The sequence below is a fragment of the Proteus vulgaris genome (genome assembly GCF_016647575.1).
GTDB classification, from domain to species: Bacteria; Pseudomonadota; Gammaproteobacteria; order Enterobacterales; family Enterobacteriaceae; genus Proteus; species Proteus mirabilis_B.
In genome coordinates, this window is the sequence record NZ_CP032663.1 from 134,663 (window position 1) to 152,081 (window position 17,419).

A 17,419-nucleotide genomic window follows, 5' to 3' on the forward strand; every position below is an offset into this window, starting at 1 on the left:
CTAGCAATGGGTCAAAAAGTACATCCTAATGGTATCCGCCTTGGCATTGTCAAGCCTTGGAATTCCACATGGTATGCGGGTACCAATGAATTCGCTGACAACCTAGACAGCGACTTTAAAGTACGTCAGTACTTAACTAAAGAACTGGCTAAAGCATCTGTATCTCGTATCGTTATCGAACGTCCTGCGAAAAGCATCCGTGTGACTATTCACACTGCTCGCCCAGGCATCGTTATCGGTAAAAAAGGTGAAGATGTTGAAAAACTGCGCAAAAACGTAGCGGATATCGCTGGCGTTCCTGCGCAAATTAATATCGCCGAAGTACGTAAACCTGAACTGGACGCAAAATTAGTTGCTGACAGCATCACTTCACAGCTGGAACGTCGTGTTATGTTCCGTCGTGCTATGAAGCGTGCGGTACAGAACGCTATGCGTTTAGGCGCTAAAGGTATTAAAGTGGAAGTAAGTGGTCGCTTAGGCGGCGCTGAAATCGCTCGTACTGAATGGTATCGTGAAGGTCGTGTACCTCTGCACACTCTGCGTGCAGATATCGACTACAATACCTCAGAAGCACAAACCACTTATGGTGTGCTCGGCGTTAAGGTATGGATCTTCAAAGGTGAGATCCTGGGTGGTATGGCTGCAGTTGAACAGGCGGAAAAACCGGCTGCTCAACCTAAAAAGCAGCAGCGTAAAGGCCGCAAGTAAGGAGAGTCGCTGATGTTACAACCAAAGCGTACAAAATTCCGTAAAGTGCACAAAGGCCGCAACCGTGGCTTAGCTGCTGGTGCGGATGTAAGCTTCGGGACTTACGGTCTTAAAGCTGTGGGCCGTGGTCGTCTGACTGCACGTCAGATCGAAGCGGCACGTCGTGCAATGACCCGTGCAGTTAAGCGTCAGGGTAAAATCTGGATCCGTGTGTTCCCAGACAAACCAATCACTGAAAAGCCGCTCGAAGTCCGTATGGGTAAAGGTAAAGGTAACGTTGAGTATTGGGTTGCCTTAATCCAGCCAGGTAAAGTCCTGTATGAAATGGATGGTGTGCCTGAAGAACTGGCCCGTGAAGCATTCAAGCTGGCGGCAGCAAAACTGCCTATCAAAACCACCTTTGTAACTAAGACGGTGATGTAATGAAAGCAAAAGAGCTGCGCGAAAAGAGCGTTGAAGAGCTGAACACAGAACTGCTGAACTTACTGCGCGAGCAGTTTAACCTGCGTATGCAGGCAGCAAGTGGTCAGTTACAACAGTCTCATCTGTTGAAACAAGTGCGTCGTAATATCGCACGCGTTAAGACTTTACTGACTGAGAAGGCGGGTGCGTAATGACCGATAAAATCCGTACTCTGCAAGGTCGTGTAGTTAGTGACAAAATGGAGAAATCTATTGTCGTTGCTATCGATCGTATGGTTAAACACCCATTATATGGTAAGTTTATCCGTCGTACGACCAAACTGCATGTACATGACGAGAACAACGAATGTGGAATTGGTGACGTAGTAGAAATTCGTCAAACACGTCCACTGTCTAAGACTAAGTCTTGGGCGTTAGTTCGCGTTGTAGAAAAAGCTGTTCTGTAATAAAATAGCCTTTTCGTACGAAATAAACGGCTCAAAACTGAACGAGCCGTTTATTTTTTCTGTCCATATCGAGAATGTGGTGTTATAATGCCGCTCCCTCGTATTATGGGATATTGAACGGCCTCTTCTAATGTGGAAGTGGCTCAGTAGTAGTTGACATTTAGCGGAGCACTAAAATGATCCAAGAACAGACTATGCTGAACGTGGCCGACAACTCCGGTGCACGTCGCGTAATGTGTATCAAGGTTCTAGGTGGCTCGCACCGTCGCTACGCAGATGTAGGTGACATCATCAAAATTACCATCAAGGAAGCAATTCCACGTGGTAAAGTTAAGAAAGGTGATGTACTGAAAGCGGTAGTGGTGCGCACCAAGAAGGGTGTTCGTCGCCCTGACGGTTCTGTCATTCGCTTCGATAGCAACGCTTGTGTATTGTTAAACAACAACAGCGAGCAAGTTATTGGTACGCGTATTTTTGGGCCGGTTACTCGTGAACTTCGTAATGAGAAGTTCATGAAAATAATCTCTCTGGCACCTGAAGTACTCTAAGGAGCAGGCAATGGCAGCGAAAATCCGTCGTGATGACGAAGTTATCGTTCTTACTGGTAAAGATAAAGGTAAGCGCGGTAAAGTAAAACAGGTTCTTTCTTCTGGTAAAGTTCTCGTTGAAGGTATCAATCTGGTTAAAAAACATCAGAAGCCAGTTCCGGCTCTGAATCAACCAGGTGGCATCGTTGAAAAAGAAGCGTTTATTCAAGTTTCTAACGTTGCGCTTTTCAATGCGGCAACCGGCAAGGCTGACCGTGTAGGTTTTAGATTTGAAGACGGTAAGAAAGTTCGTTTCTTCAAGTCTAATAAAGAAACTATCAAGTAATTTGGAGTATACGATGGCGAAACTGCATGATTACTACAAAGACGAGGTGGTCCAACAACTGATGTCTCAGTTTGGTTACCATTCTGTCATGCAAGTCCCTCGGGTCGAGAAGATCACCCTGAATATGGGTGTTGGTGAAGCGATTGTTGATAAGAAACTGCTGGACAATGCAGCAGCTGATTTAGCAGCAATCTCAGGTCAAAAACCTTTGATCACCAAAGCACGCAAATCTGTTGCAGGCTTCAAAATCCGCCAGGGCTATCCGATCGGCTGTAAAGTGACCCTGCGTGGCGAACGCATGTGGGAGTTCTTTGAACGCTTGATCTCTATTGCTGTACCTCGTATTCGTGACTTCCGTGGTTTATCCGCTAAGTCATTTGACGGACGTGGTAACTACAGCATGGGCGTACGTGAGCAAATCATCTTCCCTGAAATCGATTACGATAAAGTGGATCGTGTTCGTGGTTTGGATATTACCATTACTACGACTGCGAAATCAGATGATGAAGGTCGCGCACTGTTAGCAGCGTTTAACTTCCCGTTCCGCAAGTAAGGCAGGGCATTCATGGCTAAGAAATCTATGAAAGCACGTGATGTAAAACGTGCGAATTTAGCTGAGAAATTCTTCGCAAAACGCGCAGAACTGAAAGCTATCGTTTCAGATGTGAACGTGTCTGACGAAGATCGTTGGAATGCTGTTCTAAAACTGCAAACTATGCCACGTGATTCAAGTCCTTCACGTCAGCGTAACCGCTGCCGTCAAACTGGACGTCCGCACGGTTTCCTGCGGAAATTTGGCCTCAGCCGTATTAAAGTCCGTGAAGCCGCTATGCGCGGTGAAATCCCGGGCCTTAGAAAGGCTAGCTGGTAATTACCATAATTGAATCACGGGAGTAAAGACAGATGAGCATGCAAGATCCCATCGCGGATATGCTGACCCGTATCCGTAACGGTCAGGCCGCGAACAAAGTTGCGGTCACAATGCCTTCCTCCAAGCTGAAAGTGGCGATTGCCAACGTGCTTAAGGAAGAAGGTTATATCGAAGATTTTAAAATTGAAGGCGACACTAAGCCAGAACTGGAAATCACTTTAAAATATTTCCAAGGTAAGGCTGTAGTAGAAAGCATTCAGCGCGTAAGCCGTCCAAGTCTGCGCATCTATAAAAGAAAAGATGAGCTGCCACAAGTTATGGCAGGACTGGGCATCGCTGTTGTTTCTACCTCAAAAGGTGTTATGACTGATCGTGCAGCTCGCCAAGCAGGTCTTGGTGGCGAGATTATCTGCTACGTAGCTTAATTCGGGAGGAAAGAATGTCTCGTGTGGCAAAAGCACCCGTCGTCATTCCTGCCGGCGTAGAGGTTAAACTCAACGGTCAGGTAATTACGATTAAGGGTAAAAACGGCGAGCTAACTCGTACTATCCATAATGCAGTTGAAATTCAACATGCTGACAACCACTTAACTTTCGCACCTCGCGATGGTTTTGCTGATGCTTGGGCACAGGCGGGTACTACTCGTTCTCTGTTAAATGCAATGGTTGTAGGTGTTACCGAAGGCTTCACTAAGAAACTGCAACTGGTAGGTGTAGGTTATCGTGCGTCTATTAAAGGCAATGCGGTTAACTTATCAGTAGGTTTTTCACATCCAGTGGAACACCAACTGCCAGCAGGCATCACTGCTGAATGTCCAACACAAACTGAAATCGTACTGAAAGGTGCGGATAAGCAAGTGATTGGTCAAGTAGCAGCTGAACTGCGTGCTTACCGTCGCCCTGAGCCTTATAAAGGTAAAGGTATTCGTTACGCCGACGAAGTTGTGCGTATCAAAGAGGCTAAGAAGAAGTAAGGTAACACTATGGATAAGAAAGCAGCTCGTATCCGTCGTGCGACCCGCGCACGCCGTAAGCTCCAGGAATTGGGTGCGACTCGCCTGGTGGTACACCGTACCCCTCGCCATATTTATGCGCAGGTTATTGCACCAAACGGTTCTGAAACTTTGGTGGCCGCTTCTACTACAGAAAAAGCTATCATTGAGCAACTGAAAAACACTGGAAACAAAGAAGCAGCAGCAGTAGTTGGTAAAATTGTTGCTGAACGCGCTCTGGAAAAAGGTATCAAAGTAGTATCATTTGACCGTTCCGGTTTCCAATATCATGGTCGAGTCCAGGCACTGGCAGATGCTGCCCGTGAAGCTGGCCTTCAGTTCTAAGGTAGGAGTGTAAGATGGCTCACATCGAGAAACAAGCTGGCGAACTGCAGGAAAAGCTGATCGCGGTAAACCGCGTATCTAAAACCGTTAAAGGTGGTCGTATCTTTAGCTTCACCGCTCTTACAGTAGTTGGTGATGGTAATGGCCGCGTTGGTTTTGGATATGGCAAAGCTCGCGAAGTTCCGGCAGCAATCCAGAAAGCGATGGAAAAAGCCCGTCGCAATATGAAAACCGTCGCTTTAAACAACGGTACTCTGTTCCACCCTGTTAAAGGTACTCACACAGGCTCTCGCGTATTTATGCAGCCTGCTCATGAAGGTACTGGTATCATCGCAGGTGGTGCAATGCGTGCAGTTCTAGAAGTGGCTGGCGTTCGTAACGTACTGGCTAAAACCTATGGTTCCACTAACCCGATTAACGTGGTTCGTGCAACACTGGACGCTTTAGATAGCATGAAGTCTCCAGATATGGTCGCAGCTAAGCGTGGTAAATCCGTTGAAGAAATTCTGGGGTAATGACCATGGCTAAGACTATTAAAATTACTCAAACACGCAGCTTAATCGGCCGTCTGCCTAAACATAAGGCAACTATGACTGGTTTAGGTCTGCGTCGCATCGGTCACACTGTAGAACGCGAAGATACACCAGCAGTTCGCGGTATGATCAACTTGGTTTCCTATATGGTTAAAGTTGAGGAGTAAGAGATGCGTTTAAATACTCTGTCTCCGGCTGAAGGTGCCAAGCATGCGCCTAAACGTGTAGGTCGTGGTATCGGTTCTGGCTTAGGTAAAACTGGCGGCCGTGGTCACAAAGGTCAGAAATCTCGTTCTGGCGGTGGCGTACGTCGTGGTTTTGAAGGCGGCCAGATGCCTTTATATCGTCGTTTACCAAAATTTGGTTTTACTTCACGTAAATCATTCGTGACTGCGGAAATCCGTCTGTCTGATTTAGCTTACGTTGAAGGCGATGTAATCGATCTGAATGCACTGAAAGCCGCAAACGTTGTTGGCCCACAGATTGAATTTGCAAAATTAATTCTGTCTGGTGAGGTTAACCGTGCAGTGACTATTCGTGGTCTGCGTGTTACCAAAGGTGCCCGTGCAGCAATCGAATCAGCTGGCGGTAAAATTGAGGAATAAGTGACAGATGGCTAAACAACCAGGTTTAGATTTTCAGAGTGCTAAAGGTGGTGTTGGTGAACTAAAACGCAGACTTTTGTTTGTTCTTGGTGCACTTATTGTCTTTAGGATTGGCTCTTTTATTCCTATCCCTGGTATTGATGCCACTGTGCTTGCCAAATTGCTCGATCAGCAAAAAGGCACCATCATTGAAATGTTTAACATGTTCTCTGGTGGTGCTCTTAGCCGTGCTTCTATCTTTGCGCTGGGTATCATGCCTTATATTTCGGCATCGATTATTATCCAACTCTTATCAGTGGTTAACCCTCGGTTAGCAGAGATTAAGAAGGAAGGGGAGGCCGGTCGTCGTAAGATCAGCCAATATACCCGTTATGGTACTTTGGTGCTGGCGATATTCCAATCAATTGGTATCGCAACAGGCTTACCGAATATGCCAGGAATGCAAGGTCTGGTAATTAATCCAGGTCTACCATTCTATATTACGGCTGTTGTGAGCTTAGTCACTGGGACAATGTTCCTAATGTGGTTAGGTGAGCAAATCACTGAACGTGGTATTGGTAACGGTATCTCAATTATTATCTTTGCAGGTATCGTTGCAGGTCTTCCGCCTGCCATTGGTCAAACCATCGAGCAGGCGCGGCAAGGCGAACTGCACTTCCTCCTGTTATTGTTGGTTGCAGTATTGGTGTTCGCGGTTACTTTCTTTGTTGTTTTTGTAGAAAGAGGACAACGTCGTATCGTTGTTAACTATGCAAAACGTCAACAAGGGCGTAGAATATACGCGGCACAAAGTACACATCTACCACTTAAAGTAAATATGGCGGGTGTTATACCAGCAATTTTTGCTTCAAGTATTATCCTGTTTCCTGGTACAATAACCTCTTGGTTTGGCGATGGTACAGGGTGGGGTTGGCTGACGACGATTTCTTTAAATCTACAGCCTGGTCAACCTATTTATGTGTTACTATACGCTGCTGCAATCATATTCTTCTGTTTCTTCTATACGGCGTTGGTTTTCAACCCAAGAGAAACGGCAGATAACCTGAAGAAGTCCGGTGCATTTGTACCAGGAATTCGCCCGGGAGAGCAGACGGCTAAATATATAGATAAAGTAATGACTCGTTTAACCTTAATCGGTGCCTTGTATATTACCTTTATCTGTCTCATCCCGGAGTTCATGCGTGACGCAATGAAAGTACCTTTCTATTTTGGCGGTACTTCCCTCTTAATCGTGGTTGTGGTCATCATGGATTTTATGGCTCAAGTGCAAACTCTCCTGATGTCAAGTCAGTATGAGTCTGCATTGAAAAAAGCAAATCTTAAAGGTTAATTACTGATAAGCGATTTGTTTTAGAAGTTACGGAGAGTAAAAATGAAAGTTCGTGCTTCCGTCAAGAAAATGTGCCGTAACTGCAAAATTGTTAGACGTCACGGTCACGTGCGTGTAATTTGCAGCGTCGAGCCTAAGCATAAACAGCGTCAAGGCTAATTTATTGCATTTTTTTCTTGCAAAGTTCGGTTGAGCTGGCTAAATTAGCCAGCCCAATCTTTTATAATATATACAGTATTGTTTGAGTATCCTGAAAACGGGCTTTTCAGAATGGTACTGTATAACTGCTAATTTAGGAGTGCATAGTGGCCCGTATAGCAGGCATTAACATTCCTGATCATAAACATACTGTAATCGCATTAACTTCGATTTACGGTATCGGTAAGACCCGCTCACAGGCTATCTGTGTAGCTGCTGGTATTGCTGAGAATGTTAAGATCAGTGAGCTGTCTGAAGAGCAAATCGACAAGCTGCGTGACGAAGTTGCCAAATACGTTGTAGAAGGTGATCTGCGTCGTGAAGTTACCCTGAGCATCAAACGTCTGATGGATCTTGGTACTTACCGTGGTTTACGTCATCGTCGTGGTCTACCAGTTCGCGGTCAGCGTACTAAGACTAACGCACGTACCCGTAAGGGTCCGCGTAAGCCGATCAAGAAATAATCGGGGTATTTGAACAATGGCAAAAGCACCTATTCGTGCACGTAAGCGTGTAAGAAAACAAGTCTCTGACGGTGTGGCTCATATCCATGCTTCTTTCAACAACACAATCGTTACTATTACCGATCGTCAAGGTAACGCATTGGGTTGGGCTACTGCCGGTGGTTCCGGTTTCCGTGGTTCTCGTAAATCTACTCCGTTCGCGGCTCAGGTTGCAGCAGAACGTTGCGCTGAAGCTGTTAAAGAGTACGGAATTAAGAACTTGGAAGTTATGGTTAAAGGACCTGGTCCTGGTCGTGAGTCAACTATCCGTGCATTAAACGCGGCTGGTTTCCGCATCACTAATATTACTGATGTGACTCCGATTCCTCATAACGGTTGTCGTCCACCGAAAAAACGTCGCGTTTAATAACGTTTTCGTTTTTAGGAAAGTTGGAGAAAGAAAATGGCAAGATATTTGGGTCCTAAGCTCAAGCTGAGCCGCCGTGAAGGTACAGATTTATTTCTAAAATCTGGCGTTCGGGCGATTGACACCAAGTGTAAACTGGAACAAGCACCAGGTCAGCACGGCGCACGTAAACCGCGTCTTTCTGATTACGGTGTTCAGTTACGTGAAAAACAAAAAGTACGTCGTATTTACGGTGTTCTAGAACGTCAATTCCGTAACTACTACAAAGAAGCAACTCGTCTGAAAGGCAACACAGGTGAAAACCTGCTGACTCTGCTGGAAGGTCGTCTGGATAACGTTGTTTATCGTATGGGCTTTGGCGCAACTCGCGCAGAAGCACGTCAGATGGTTAGCCATAAAGCAATCATGGTAAATGGTCGCGTGGTTAACATTGCTTCTTATCAGGTTTCCCCGAATGACGTAGTCAGCGTTCGTGAAAAATCGAAAAAACAGTCTCGTATCAAGGCTGCTTTAGAGCTGGCTGAACAGCGTGAAAAGCCAACATGGCTGGAAGTTGATGCTGCTAAGATGGAAGGTGTGTTCAAACGTATTCCTGAACGTACTGATTTGTCTGCTGACATTAACGAGCACCTGATCGTCGAGCTTTACTCCAAGTAAGGCTTAGCACCAAAGAGAGGACACAATGCAGGGTTCTGTGACAGAGTTTCTAAAACCGCGCCTGGTTGATATCGAGCAAGTCAGTTCGACGCACGCCAAGGTGACCCTTGAACCATTAGAGCGAGGCTTCGGCCATACTCTTGGTAACGCACTGCGCCGTATTCTGCTTTCGTCTATGCCGGGTTGTGCGGTAACAGAGGTTGAGATTGATGGTGTACTGCATGAGTACAGCACCAAAGAAGGTGTTCAGGAAGATATCCTAGAAATACTGCTCAACCTTAAAGGGTTGGCGGTAAAAGTTCATGGTAAAGATGAAGTTATTCTTACTTTGAGCAAATCTGGCATTGGCCCTGTTATTGCAGCCGATATCATCCATGACGGTGATGTCGAAATCGTCAAGCCGCAGCACGTTATCTGCCACCTTACAGACGAGAACGCATCTATTAATATGCGTATCAAAGTTCAGCGTGGTCGTGGTTATGTGCCGGCTTCTGCCCGAATTCATTCGGAAGAAGATGAGCGCCCTATCGGTCGCCTTTTAGTAGACGCGTGCTATAGCCCAGTTGAGCGTATTGCTTATAATGTGGAAGCAGCTCGTGTTGAACAGCGTACCGACTTGGATAAGCTGGTTATCGAGATGGAAACTAACGGTACTATCGATCCAGAAGAATCGATTCGCCGTGCAGCGACTATCCTGGCTGAACAGCTTGAAGCTTTTGTTGACTTACGTGATGTTCGTCAACCAGAAGTTAAAGAAGAGAAGCCAGAATTCGATCCTATCTTACTGCGCCCAGTAGACGATCTTGAATTGACTGTCCGCTCTGCTAACTGTCTGAAGGCAGAAGCAATCCACTACATCGGTGATCTGGTACAGCGTACTGAAGTTGAATTACTTAAGACGCCTAACCTTGGTAAGAAATCTCTTACTGAGATTAAAGACGTACTGGCGTCGCGTGGTTTATCTCTGGGCATGCGCCTTGAGAATTGGCCACCTGCAAGTATCGCTGATGAATAAGATCACAGGTTAAGGTTTTACTGAGAAGGATAAGGTCATGCGCCATCGTAAGAGTGGTCGTCAATTGAACCGCAACAGCAGCCATCGTCAGGCTATGTTTCGTAACATGGCAGGTTCTTTAGTTCGTCATGAGATCATCAAGACAACTTTGCCTAAAGCGAAAGAACTGCGTCGCGTCGTTGAGCCGCTGATTACTCTTGCCAAGACCGACAGCGTAGCTAATCGTCGTCTGGCATTCGCCCGTACTCGTGATAACGAAGTCGTGGCAAAACTGTTTACAGTATTAGGTCCGCGTTTTGCGAGCCGTGCAGGTGGTTACACTCGTATTTTGAAGTGTGGCTTCCGTGCTGGTGACAACGCTCCAATGGCTTACATTGAGCTTGTTGACCGTGCTGATTCTGAAACAGAAGCAGCAGCTGAATAATTTAATTATTATTTAGTGAAGCGAATAAAAAGACCGGATTTTTAATCCGGTTTTTTTACATCTATCAAAAATGATAGTTATGAAACTACCGTTATAAAAATAATCTATCAAGCCATCTCCTGACCTTTCTATTTGTTATTCCATGCTTTTTTGCCTACCCTTGTGTTACATCATATTTATTTTCTGTTATTTCAGCATACTGCTATTTTGGTAAGATAAGCTTCGCACTATATTTCAATTCTATTCTTTTGATTATTTGTTATGCTTATGCATCAGCTAAAGTGAGGGAATGATCCATGTATCGTATTGGGCAGGTTGCAAAATTAGCGAATGTGACAACAGATACAATCCGTTTTTATGAAAAACAAGGGTTGATGGATCATGACAGGCGAACGGAAGGCGGTTATCGCTTATATACAGAGAAAGATCTCCAACGTTTACGTTTTATTCGTTATGCAAAGGAGTTGGGCTTTACATTAGATGCGATTACAGAACTACTTTCTATTCGTGTTGATCCCGCTCATCACACCTGTGTTGAATCAAAACACATTGTTGATGCAAGACTTGCTGAAGTTGAAATTCGCTTGAAAGAAATGGAAAGAATGCGAGATTCATTGAAGATGTTGAGTAATGCATGTTGTGGTAGTGCTCATGAAAGTACTTATTGTTCTATCCTTGAAATACTTGAATCTGGAGCCACAAAGCAATAATATCTGTGCCGTATTGTGTTTTATGTTCTTTAACAATTTAAGAGGTTTTTATGTCTAGCAAATATCAGCACCAGAAAGGTGTTATTAAAGATAATGCCTTAGCAGCACTTGTTCATGATCCACTATTTAGACAACGCGTGGAAAAGAATAAAAAAGGGAAAGGAAGTTATATGAGAAAAGCGAAGCATAACAAGAAGGGTAACTGGGAGGCCAGTGATAACAAAAGATTTTTTCAATTGTTATCACTGGCCTTTTAGTTTTTATTTTTGCTGATTTTTTAATAAATCACGAATTTCTGTTAATAGAGTTTCTTCTGCGGAAGGTGCCGGTGGTGCTTTAGGTGCTTCTTCTGCTTGACGACGAGTTTTGTTAATCAATTTGATTGCGCAGAAAATCGCAAATGCAACAATGGCAAAGTCAAAAACAGTTTGAATGAACATACCATAATTTAGTACAACTGCCGGTACATCCCCACTAGCATCTCTTAATACAAGGCTAAACTGTTTGAAATCAATACCACCGATTAACAAGCCTAGTGGTGGCATAATAATATCAGCAACTAATGATGAAACAATCTTACCGAAAGCAGCACCAATGATGACACCGACTGCCATGTCAACAACGTTACCTTTCATTGCGAATTCACGAAACTCTTTGAAAAAAGACATAACCACCCCTTATTTATCTATGCATAGATTTATTATGTAAAAATATAGTATCTAACATGATAATAGTAGACCATTATAAGTAACAATTACTATTATTCTTATTTCTACGTAGTCTTTATAAGAAAAATGGGCTAGGTTGGAAAAGCTTTTCTACTTCAGGGACATATTTTTTATCCGTGATAAACATAATCACATGATCTCCCTGTTCTATGGAGTGACTTGCGTTCGCAATAATAACATCTTGCTCTCTAACAATTGCACCAATGATAGTTCCAGGTGGTAGTTTTATATCTTGTATACGACGACCAACAACTTTTGATGTATTTTCATCACCATGTGCAACGGCTTCGATTGCCTCTGCAACACCTCGTCGTAATGAAGAAACGCTTACAATATCGGCTTTACGAACATGGCCTAAAAGTGCAGAAATTGTTGCTTGTTGTGGTGATATCGCAATATCAATAACCCCACCTTGGACTAAATCAACATAAGCACTACGCTGAATAAGCACCATCGCCTTTTTGGCACCCATTTTTTTCGCCAACATCGCTGACATAATATTGGCTTCATCATCATTAGTCAGTGCGATAAAGACATCGATTTGTTCTATATGTTCTTCTGCTAGAAGCTCTTGATCAGATGCGTCACCATAAAAAACAATAGTGTCATGGAGTAGTTCAGCGAGTTCTGTTGCACGTTGCTGATTATGTTCAATAAGCTTGACGCTATAATCTTTTTCTAATCTAGCGGCTAAACCGGCACCGACATTACCGCCGCCAACAATCATAATGCGTTTATAAGGTTTTTCTAATCGTTGTAATTCACTCATTACTGCACGAATATGCTGAGATGCAACGACAAAGAAAACTTCATCTCCCGCTTCAATAATTGTAGAGCCTTGAGGTCGGATAGGCCTGTCTTGACGAAAAATTGCAGCAACACGCGTATCAATATGTGGCATATGATCACGTAATGTTGATAGCGCATTTCCGACGAGAGAACCACCATAATATGCTTTTACAGCAACAATACTGACTTGGCCATCGGCAAAATTAACAACTTGTAAGGCACCTGGGTATTGGATCAATTTATATACATAATCAATAACCAAATGCTCAGGAGAGATTAAGTAATCAATGGGAATAGCTTCAGGGAGAAAGAGTTTGTCTGCTTCACGAACAAATTCAGAGGCACGTATCCGAGCAACTTTATTGGGTGTATTAAACAAAGTGTAAGCAACTTGGCATGCAATCATATTGGTTTCGTCAGAGTTGGTGACGGCAACCAGCATATCTGCATCTTCAGCACCGGCTTCTCGTAAGATCCTTGGATGAGAGCCATGCCCATTGACTACTCGTAAATCGAATTTATCTTGAAGTTGGCGCAAACGATCTGCATTAGTGTCAACGACAGTAATATCATTATTCTCCCCGACAAGATTTTCAGCGAGAGTACCACCTACTTGACCAGCGCCTAAGATAATAATTTTCATCGTAATTTCTCAGAGTATTCGATTAACAAATAGAAAAGAAACGCAAGATCTTGATGATCTTGCGTTGAAATAGTAGCGGTTTTTAGATCTGATATCATCTTTTATCACAAGATCGTATTTTCTTGATCAATGCATAAAAGAAACCATCGCCACCTTCTTCTTCTGGCAAGCATTGGTGCTGATAATCACATTGTGCATCTTTCGTTGATGCTAAGAAGGCTTCAACTTGTTGTTTATTCTCTTCAGGTAAAATAGAGCAAGTTGCATAGACCAACGTACCACCAGATTTTAGGTATGGCCAAATAGCGTGAAGGATCTCTTTTTGAATTTGAGCTAATTGCTCAATGTCGTCATTACGGCGAAGCCACTTAATATCTGGATGACGGCGGATAACGCCTGTTGCTGAGCATGGTGCATCAAGAAGAATTCGATCAAACTGCATACCTGCACACCATTGTTCAGGATAACGACCATCACCACTTTTGACGACAGCATTAAGTTTTAAACGAGTAAGGTTCTCTTGTACACGTTTCAAACGTTGCTCATCTATATCGATTGCTAATACTTGAGCCTGAGGATCTATCTCTAAAATATGTGTTGTTTTACCACCCGGCGCTGCACATAAATCAAGGATCTGCTCTTTATTTTCTGGCGCTAATAATTCAGCGCAACGCTGAGCTGAACGATCTTGAACTGTTACCCAGCCATCGGCAAATCCAGGAAGAAGATTCACGTTACATGGGTTCTCTAAACGGATCGCAAAAGGGTGGCTATCATCAGCAACAGCGGCAATTTCTTCCTTTTCAAGTAATGTTAAATACTCTTCTCGTGAATGATGGCGTTGATTTACGCGTAGCCACATAGGTGGTTTTTGATTATTACCTTCAACAATATTCATCCATTGTTCAGGATAAGCCTGTTTAATACGGGCAAGTAGCCATGATGGATGGAGAAAACGATTTTCACTATTTTGAAAACGCTCATTTAGAATATCTTGTTGACGTTGAAACTGACGCAACACACCGTTAATTAATCCTTTTAACTGTGGTTTCTTTAGTGCAACAGCGCCATTTACTGTTTCTGCTAGAGCGGCATGAGCAGGAATACGTGTATAAAGAAGCTGATATAAGCCAACCATAATGAGGTAGTGTAAAATACGCTGTTTACCTTTTAATGGTTTATCCATGAGTTGCTGAATAGTCCATTCTAATTGTGGTAATGTACGTAATACACCAAAGCAAATTTCTTGTAGTAATGCCTTGTCTTTGTCTGAAACATTTTTTTGAAGTTCGGGTATGACAGTGCTTAGAGATAACCCTTGATCTAATACTTGGTTAATTGCTTTGGCTGCAATGCTACGTAAGTTGTATGACGTTTTCATGATGAGTCAACGTTTAATATTGAGCGCCAGAGATGTACTACATTGGCGTGAAAAAAGGAAAACCCTGATAAAAGTGTTAGATATCAGGGTTTAGAATTATTATTGAATGATTTTTCCAGGAGTGAACCAATCTCGCTTGGAGTTTAAGAAATCGGCAGAAGCCATAGGTTTCTTACCTGATGGTTGCAATTCAGTAATATTTAGAATGCCGTTACCTGTCGCAATATAAATACCCGTTTTATCTGCTTTTAATAAGGCTCCTGCTGGTTGATTTGTATCGTCAGCAATAGCTTGTGCTTTCCATACTTTCACAGGTTGCTCATCTAACATGAAAAAGCTCATTGGCCACGGATTGAATGCTCTTATGCAACGTTCAATCTGTTCTGCTGATAATAACCAATCAATTTTTGCTTCTTCTTTAGATAATTTTTGCGCGTAATTAGCTAAATTATCATCTTGTTTTTCAGCTTTTATTTTACCTGAGGTAATGAGATCTAACGTAGTTGTTAGAGCCTTCGGTCCAAGCTCTGCAAGCTTTTCATAAAGAGATGCACTGGTATCTTCATTTGTAATTGGGCACGAGGCTTTATACAGCATATCACCTGTATCTAAGCCAACATCCATTTGCATAATTGTGACACCTGTTTCTTTATCTCCTGCCCACAAAGAGCGTTGAATTGGTGCAGCACCACGCCATTTAGGAAGGAGAGAACCATGCACATTAAGGCAACCTAAACGCGGTATTTCGAGAACGGCTTTAGGTAAGATCATGCCATAAGCGACAACAATCATAATGTCTGCTTGTTGTGCAACTATCCACTCATGGTTCTCTTCTGGTTTTAAAGAGGCAGGCTGATAAACAGGAATATTATGAGTTAACGCCAGTTCTTTAACAGGGCTAATAGTCAGTTTCTTACCTCTTCCTGCGGGTTTATCTGGAGGAGTGAGTACTCCCACCACTCGATGTTGGGTTGATAACAATGCAGCTAAATGTCGAGCCGCAAAATCGGGTGTTCCCGCAAAAATAATACGTAATGAATCAGACACGTTTTCTTCCTGTTTCAATTTAACTGTTACTGTCCTGCTTTAGCTCTTTTTTTATCTAGCTTATCGAGTTTTTCAACTTTTTGACGGATGCGTTGGCGTTTTAATGGAGATAAATAATCTACAAATAATTTACCAACTAAATGATCCATTTCATGTTGAATACAGATAGCTAATAAATCATCAGCCTCTAACTCAAAAGGTTGGCCATTGTAATCAAGAGCTCTTACTTTTACATGCTCTGCACGAGGAATAAAAGCACGCTGTTCTGGAACAGACAAACAGCCTTCTTCTATGCCTGTATCGCCATCAGCATCAAGAAGTTCTGGGTTTATTAATACCAGTCTTTGATCCCTAGTTTCAGAGACATCAATGACGATAATGCGCTGGTGGATATTCACCTGTGTCGCAGCTAAGCCGATACCTTCTTCCAAATACATTGTTTCAAACATATCATCGACAATTTTTTGGATTTCGGCATCAACTTTTTCGACTGGCTTTGCAATCGTGCGAAGGCGCTCGTCTGGATAATGTAATACGTGTAACACTGCCATAATTTATTCGGACTGTTTCTAAAATGTGAATAGGATTTAACGTCTATTCTAGACATTTATTGTCTAGATTGACAGTATTTGGTGTGTTTAGCACTCACCCTGTTTGCTAAAAACAATATTAGGATAAAGCATGGATGCTAGAGAAATATGGATAAGGCTTAATGCTGTTTCAAGACTACCCACTAATAAAGCAATTCAAATTGCAGGGTATCTACAATCTTTAACTCAATTAAATCAAAGACTATTAATAGGTTGTGGTCTGTCAGAACAGCAAAGTCACCAATTCTTAAGACTTCATGCAAATACTGTCAACGATACATTAAAATGGTTAGATAAAAACGAATCATCATTATTAACGATTACAGATTCAGATTATCCACCCTTATTAAAGCAAATATCATCGCCCCCACTTTTGCTTTTTGTTGCAGGGAATAGACAGTATTTAAAAAGCACACAAATTGCATTAATTGGTAGTCGAGTTGCTACACCATACGGTTCTAAATGGGCAACTTATTTTGCACAGGAACTAGTAAAGAAAGAGCTCACTATTACAAGTGGCTTAGCTCAAGGTATTGATGGTATTGGACATCGAAGTGCATTAAAAAATAATGGTATTACTATTGCTGTACTAGGGAGTGGTTTAGAGCAGATTTATCCGTCATTTCATCGTACTCTTGCAACACAAATAAAAGAATCTGGTCTTCTTATTTCTGAACATTTACCTATGACTCCACCTTTAGCGCGTCATTTTCCTCAACGTAATCGAATTATTAGTGGATTAAGTGCTGCACTACTTATTATTGAAGCCGGAATTAAAAGCGGTTCTTTAATAACAGCAAACTATGCTTTGCAACAAGGTAAAGAGTTGTTCGTGTTACCGGGACTATTGGGTGATATTCATTTTGAAGGTAATCACCAACTTATTAAGCAAGGTGCAAATTTAACATCTTCACCTGAAGATATCTTTGAATATTTAAATAGTTCTTTGCAGTGGCTTACTTGTGTTAATGAGTATCAACAAAAACAAATCACAGAAGAATATACAACACTTATTAATAGTGAAAAACAAGAGGCTAAAGTAGAACAATTTACACCTGAACAACAGCAGGCGATGGAAGTGATATTACCTTTTCTACGTTTTAATAAAACTGTACCCATTGATATCATTGCTCAGGATAGTGGACTATCAACTTCTGAATTAGCTCCTCTTTTATTAGAGCTTGAGCTTATTGAAAAAGTCGCTATTGTGGCTGGTGGCTATACTCGATTGGAATAAGTGTAA

The 17,419-nt window shown here is 42.7% G+C and carries 29 protein-coding genes; 24 read left to right on the forward strand and 5 right to left on the reverse strand.

From position 1 onward, the window contains the following. Positions 1–6: 6 nt before the first annotated feature. From rpsC to D7029_RS00760, 23 genes are all read left to right on the forward strand, one after another. Positions 7–708: a 30S ribosomal protein S3 gene (gene rpsC, locus D7029_RS00650; RefSeq protein ID WP_023583467.1), complete on the forward strand. Its 702-nt coding sequence runs from the start codon at positions 7–9 to the stop codon at positions 706–708. Between the two features lie 12 nt (positions 709–720). Continuing rightward, positions 721–1,131 (forward strand): 50S ribosomal protein L16, encoded by a 411-nt coding sequence (rplP, locus tag D7029_RS00655; protein ID WP_006535500.1) that lies wholly within the window; start codon positions 721–723, stop codon positions 1,129–1,131. Further along, positions 1,131–1,322: a 50S ribosomal protein L29 gene (gene rpmC, locus D7029_RS00660; protein ID WP_004238624.1), complete on the forward strand. Its 192-nt coding sequence runs from the start codon at positions 1,131–1,133 to the stop codon at positions 1,320–1,322. Before rplP ends, rpmC begins: the two co-directional genes overlap by 1 nt. After that, entirely contained in the window at positions 1,322–1,576 is a 255-nt protein-coding gene (gene rpsQ, locus D7029_RS00665; protein ID WP_023583468.1) for a 30S ribosomal protein S17, read from the forward strand. Before rpmC ends, rpsQ begins: the two co-directional genes overlap by 1 nt. Before the next feature lie 176 nt (positions 1,577–1,752). Next, positions 1,753–2,124, forward strand: a complete 372-nt coding sequence (rplN, locus tag D7029_RS00670; protein ID WP_004246955.1) for a 50S ribosomal protein L14 — start codon at positions 1,753–1,755, stop codon at positions 2,122–2,124. Between the two features lie 10 nt (positions 2,125–2,134). Next, positions 2,135–2,449, forward strand: coding sequence for a 50S ribosomal protein L24 (rplX, locus tag D7029_RS00675; protein WP_075674042.1), 315 nt, complete (start codon positions 2,135–2,137; stop codon positions 2,447–2,449). Between the two features lie 13 nt (positions 2,450–2,462). Next, entirely contained in the window at positions 2,463–3,002 is a 540-nt protein-coding gene (gene rplE, locus D7029_RS00680; protein ID WP_075674041.1) for a 50S ribosomal protein L5, read from the forward strand. Between the two features lie 12 nt (positions 3,003–3,014). After that, positions 3,015–3,320, forward strand: a complete 306-nt coding sequence (gene rpsN / locus D7029_RS00685) for a 30S ribosomal protein S14 (protein WP_006535503.1) — start codon at positions 3,015–3,017, stop codon at positions 3,318–3,320. A 32-nt stretch (positions 3,321–3,352) separates the two neighbouring features. Beyond that, positions 3,353–3,745 (forward strand): 30S ribosomal protein S8, encoded by a 393-nt coding sequence (gene rpsH / locus D7029_RS00690; RefSeq protein ID WP_004246950.1) that lies wholly within the window; start codon positions 3,353–3,355, stop codon positions 3,743–3,745. Between the two features lie 14 nt (positions 3,746–3,759). Further along, the gene (rplF, locus tag D7029_RS00695; RefSeq protein ID WP_023583470.1) at positions 3,760–4,293 is read left to right on the forward strand and encodes a 50S ribosomal protein L6; all 534 of its coding nucleotides are present in this window, start codon (positions 3,760–3,762) and stop codon (positions 4,291–4,293) included. A 9-nt stretch (positions 4,294–4,302) separates the two neighbouring features. Then, a complete protein-coding gene (gene rplR / locus D7029_RS00700; RefSeq protein ID WP_023583471.1) occupies positions 4,303–4,656 on the forward strand; it encodes a 50S ribosomal protein L18 in 354 nt (117 codons plus the stop codon). A 14-nt stretch (positions 4,657–4,670) separates the two neighbouring features. After that, positions 4,671–5,171, forward strand: a complete 501-nt coding sequence (gene rpsE, locus D7029_RS00705; protein WP_023583472.1) for a 30S ribosomal protein S5 — start codon at positions 4,671–4,673, stop codon at positions 5,169–5,171. 5 nt (positions 5,172–5,176) lie between these two features. Next, the gene (rpmD, locus tag D7029_RS00710; protein WP_036914634.1) at positions 5,177–5,356 is read left to right on the forward strand and encodes a 50S ribosomal protein L30; all 180 of its coding nucleotides are present in this window, start codon (positions 5,177–5,179) and stop codon (positions 5,354–5,356) included. A 3-nt stretch (positions 5,357–5,359) separates the two neighbouring features. Next, positions 5,360–5,794, forward strand: coding sequence for a 50S ribosomal protein L15 (rplO, locus tag D7029_RS00715; protein ID WP_004246944.1), 435 nt, complete (start codon positions 5,360–5,362; stop codon positions 5,792–5,794). A 7-nt stretch (positions 5,795–5,801) separates the two neighbouring features. Further along, on the forward strand, positions 5,802–7,124 hold the full coding sequence (secY, locus tag D7029_RS00720) for a preprotein translocase subunit SecY (protein WP_006535510.1): 1,323 nt from the start codon (positions 5,802–5,804) through the stop codon (positions 7,122–7,124). A gap of 42 nt (positions 7,125–7,166) precedes the next feature. Next, entirely contained in the window at positions 7,167–7,283 is a 117-nt protein-coding gene (gene rpmJ, locus D7029_RS00725) for a 50S ribosomal protein L36 (protein ID WP_071788572.1), read from the forward strand. Between the two features lie 146 nt (positions 7,284–7,429). Beyond that, positions 7,430–7,786, forward strand: coding sequence for a 30S ribosomal protein S13 (rpsM, locus tag D7029_RS00730; protein WP_036914623.1), 357 nt, complete (start codon positions 7,430–7,432; stop codon positions 7,784–7,786). Between the two features lie 16 nt (positions 7,787–7,802). Next, positions 7,803–8,192: a 30S ribosomal protein S11 gene (gene rpsK, locus D7029_RS00735; protein ID WP_002919257.1), complete on the forward strand. Its 390-nt coding sequence runs from the start codon at positions 7,803–7,805 to the stop codon at positions 8,190–8,192. Positions 8,193–8,228: 36 nt separating this feature from the next. Continuing rightward, positions 8,229–8,849 (forward strand): 30S ribosomal protein S4, encoded by a 621-nt coding sequence (rpsD, locus tag D7029_RS00740; RefSeq protein WP_004246942.1) that lies wholly within the window; start codon positions 8,229–8,231, stop codon positions 8,847–8,849. Positions 8,850–8,874: 25 nt separating this feature from the next. After that, a complete protein-coding gene (locus tag D7029_RS00745) occupies positions 8,875–9,864 on the forward strand; it encodes a DNA-directed RNA polymerase subunit alpha (protein WP_006535513.1) in 990 nt (329 codons plus the stop codon). Between the two features lie 37 nt (positions 9,865–9,901). Continuing rightward, positions 9,902–10,288 carry a 50S ribosomal protein L17 gene (gene rplQ, locus D7029_RS00750; protein ID WP_004246940.1) on the forward strand — a complete coding sequence of 129 codons (387 nt, stop codon included), beginning with the start codon at positions 9,902–9,904 and terminating at the stop codon, positions 10,286–10,288. 296 nt (positions 10,289–10,584) lie between these two features. After that, the gene (gene zntR, locus D7029_RS00755) at positions 10,585–10,998 is read left to right on the forward strand and encodes a Zn(2+)-responsive transcriptional regulator (RefSeq protein WP_088494060.1); all 414 of its coding nucleotides are present in this window, start codon (positions 10,585–10,587) and stop codon (positions 10,996–10,998) included. A 50-nt stretch (positions 10,999–11,048) separates the two neighbouring features. Next, positions 11,049–11,255: an alternative ribosome-rescue factor A gene (locus D7029_RS00760; protein WP_109396570.1), complete on the forward strand. Its 207-nt coding sequence runs from the start codon at positions 11,049–11,051 to the stop codon at positions 11,253–11,255. Between the two features lie 3 nt (positions 11,256–11,258). Here the strand turns inward: D7029_RS00760 and mscL are convergent, their stop codons facing one another. The 5 genes from mscL to def form a co-directional block, all read right to left on the reverse strand. Continuing rightward, on the reverse strand, positions 11,259–11,666 hold the full coding sequence (gene mscL / locus D7029_RS00765) for a large-conductance mechanosensitive channel protein MscL (RefSeq protein ID WP_023583476.1): 408 nt from the start codon (positions 11,664–11,666) through the stop codon (positions 11,259–11,261). Positions 11,667–11,781: 115 nt separating this feature from the next. Further along, the gene (gene trkA / locus D7029_RS00770) at positions 11,782–13,158 is read right to left on the reverse strand and encodes a Trk system potassium transporter TrkA (RefSeq protein WP_194951602.1); all 1,377 of its coding nucleotides are present in this window, start codon (positions 13,156–13,158) and stop codon (positions 11,782–11,784) included. Between the two features lie 94 nt (positions 13,159–13,252). Continuing rightward, positions 13,253–14,539, reverse strand: coding sequence for a 16S rRNA (cytosine(967)-C(5))-methyltransferase RsmB (rsmB, locus tag D7029_RS00775; protein ID WP_194951603.1), 1,287 nt, complete (start codon positions 14,537–14,539; stop codon positions 13,253–13,255). 99 nt (positions 14,540–14,638) lie between these two features. Then, positions 14,639–15,586 (reverse strand): methionyl-tRNA formyltransferase, encoded by a 948-nt coding sequence (gene fmt, locus D7029_RS00780; RefSeq protein WP_194951604.1) that lies wholly within the window; start codon positions 15,584–15,586, stop codon positions 14,639–14,641. Between the two features lie 26 nt (positions 15,587–15,612). Next, the gene (gene def, locus D7029_RS00785) at positions 15,613–16,137 is read right to left on the reverse strand and encodes a peptide deformylase (protein ID WP_194951605.1); all 525 of its coding nucleotides are present in this window, start codon (positions 16,135–16,137) and stop codon (positions 15,613–15,615) included. A gap of 130 nt (positions 16,138–16,267) precedes the next feature. On the opposite strand from def, the gene dprA reads away from it, so the two are divergent. Next, complete coding sequence (gene dprA / locus D7029_RS00790) at positions 16,268–17,413, forward strand: DNA-processing protein DprA (RefSeq protein WP_194951606.1); 1,146 nt, start codon at positions 16,268–16,270, stop codon at positions 17,411–17,413. Positions 17,414–17,419 lie beyond the last annotated feature (6 nt).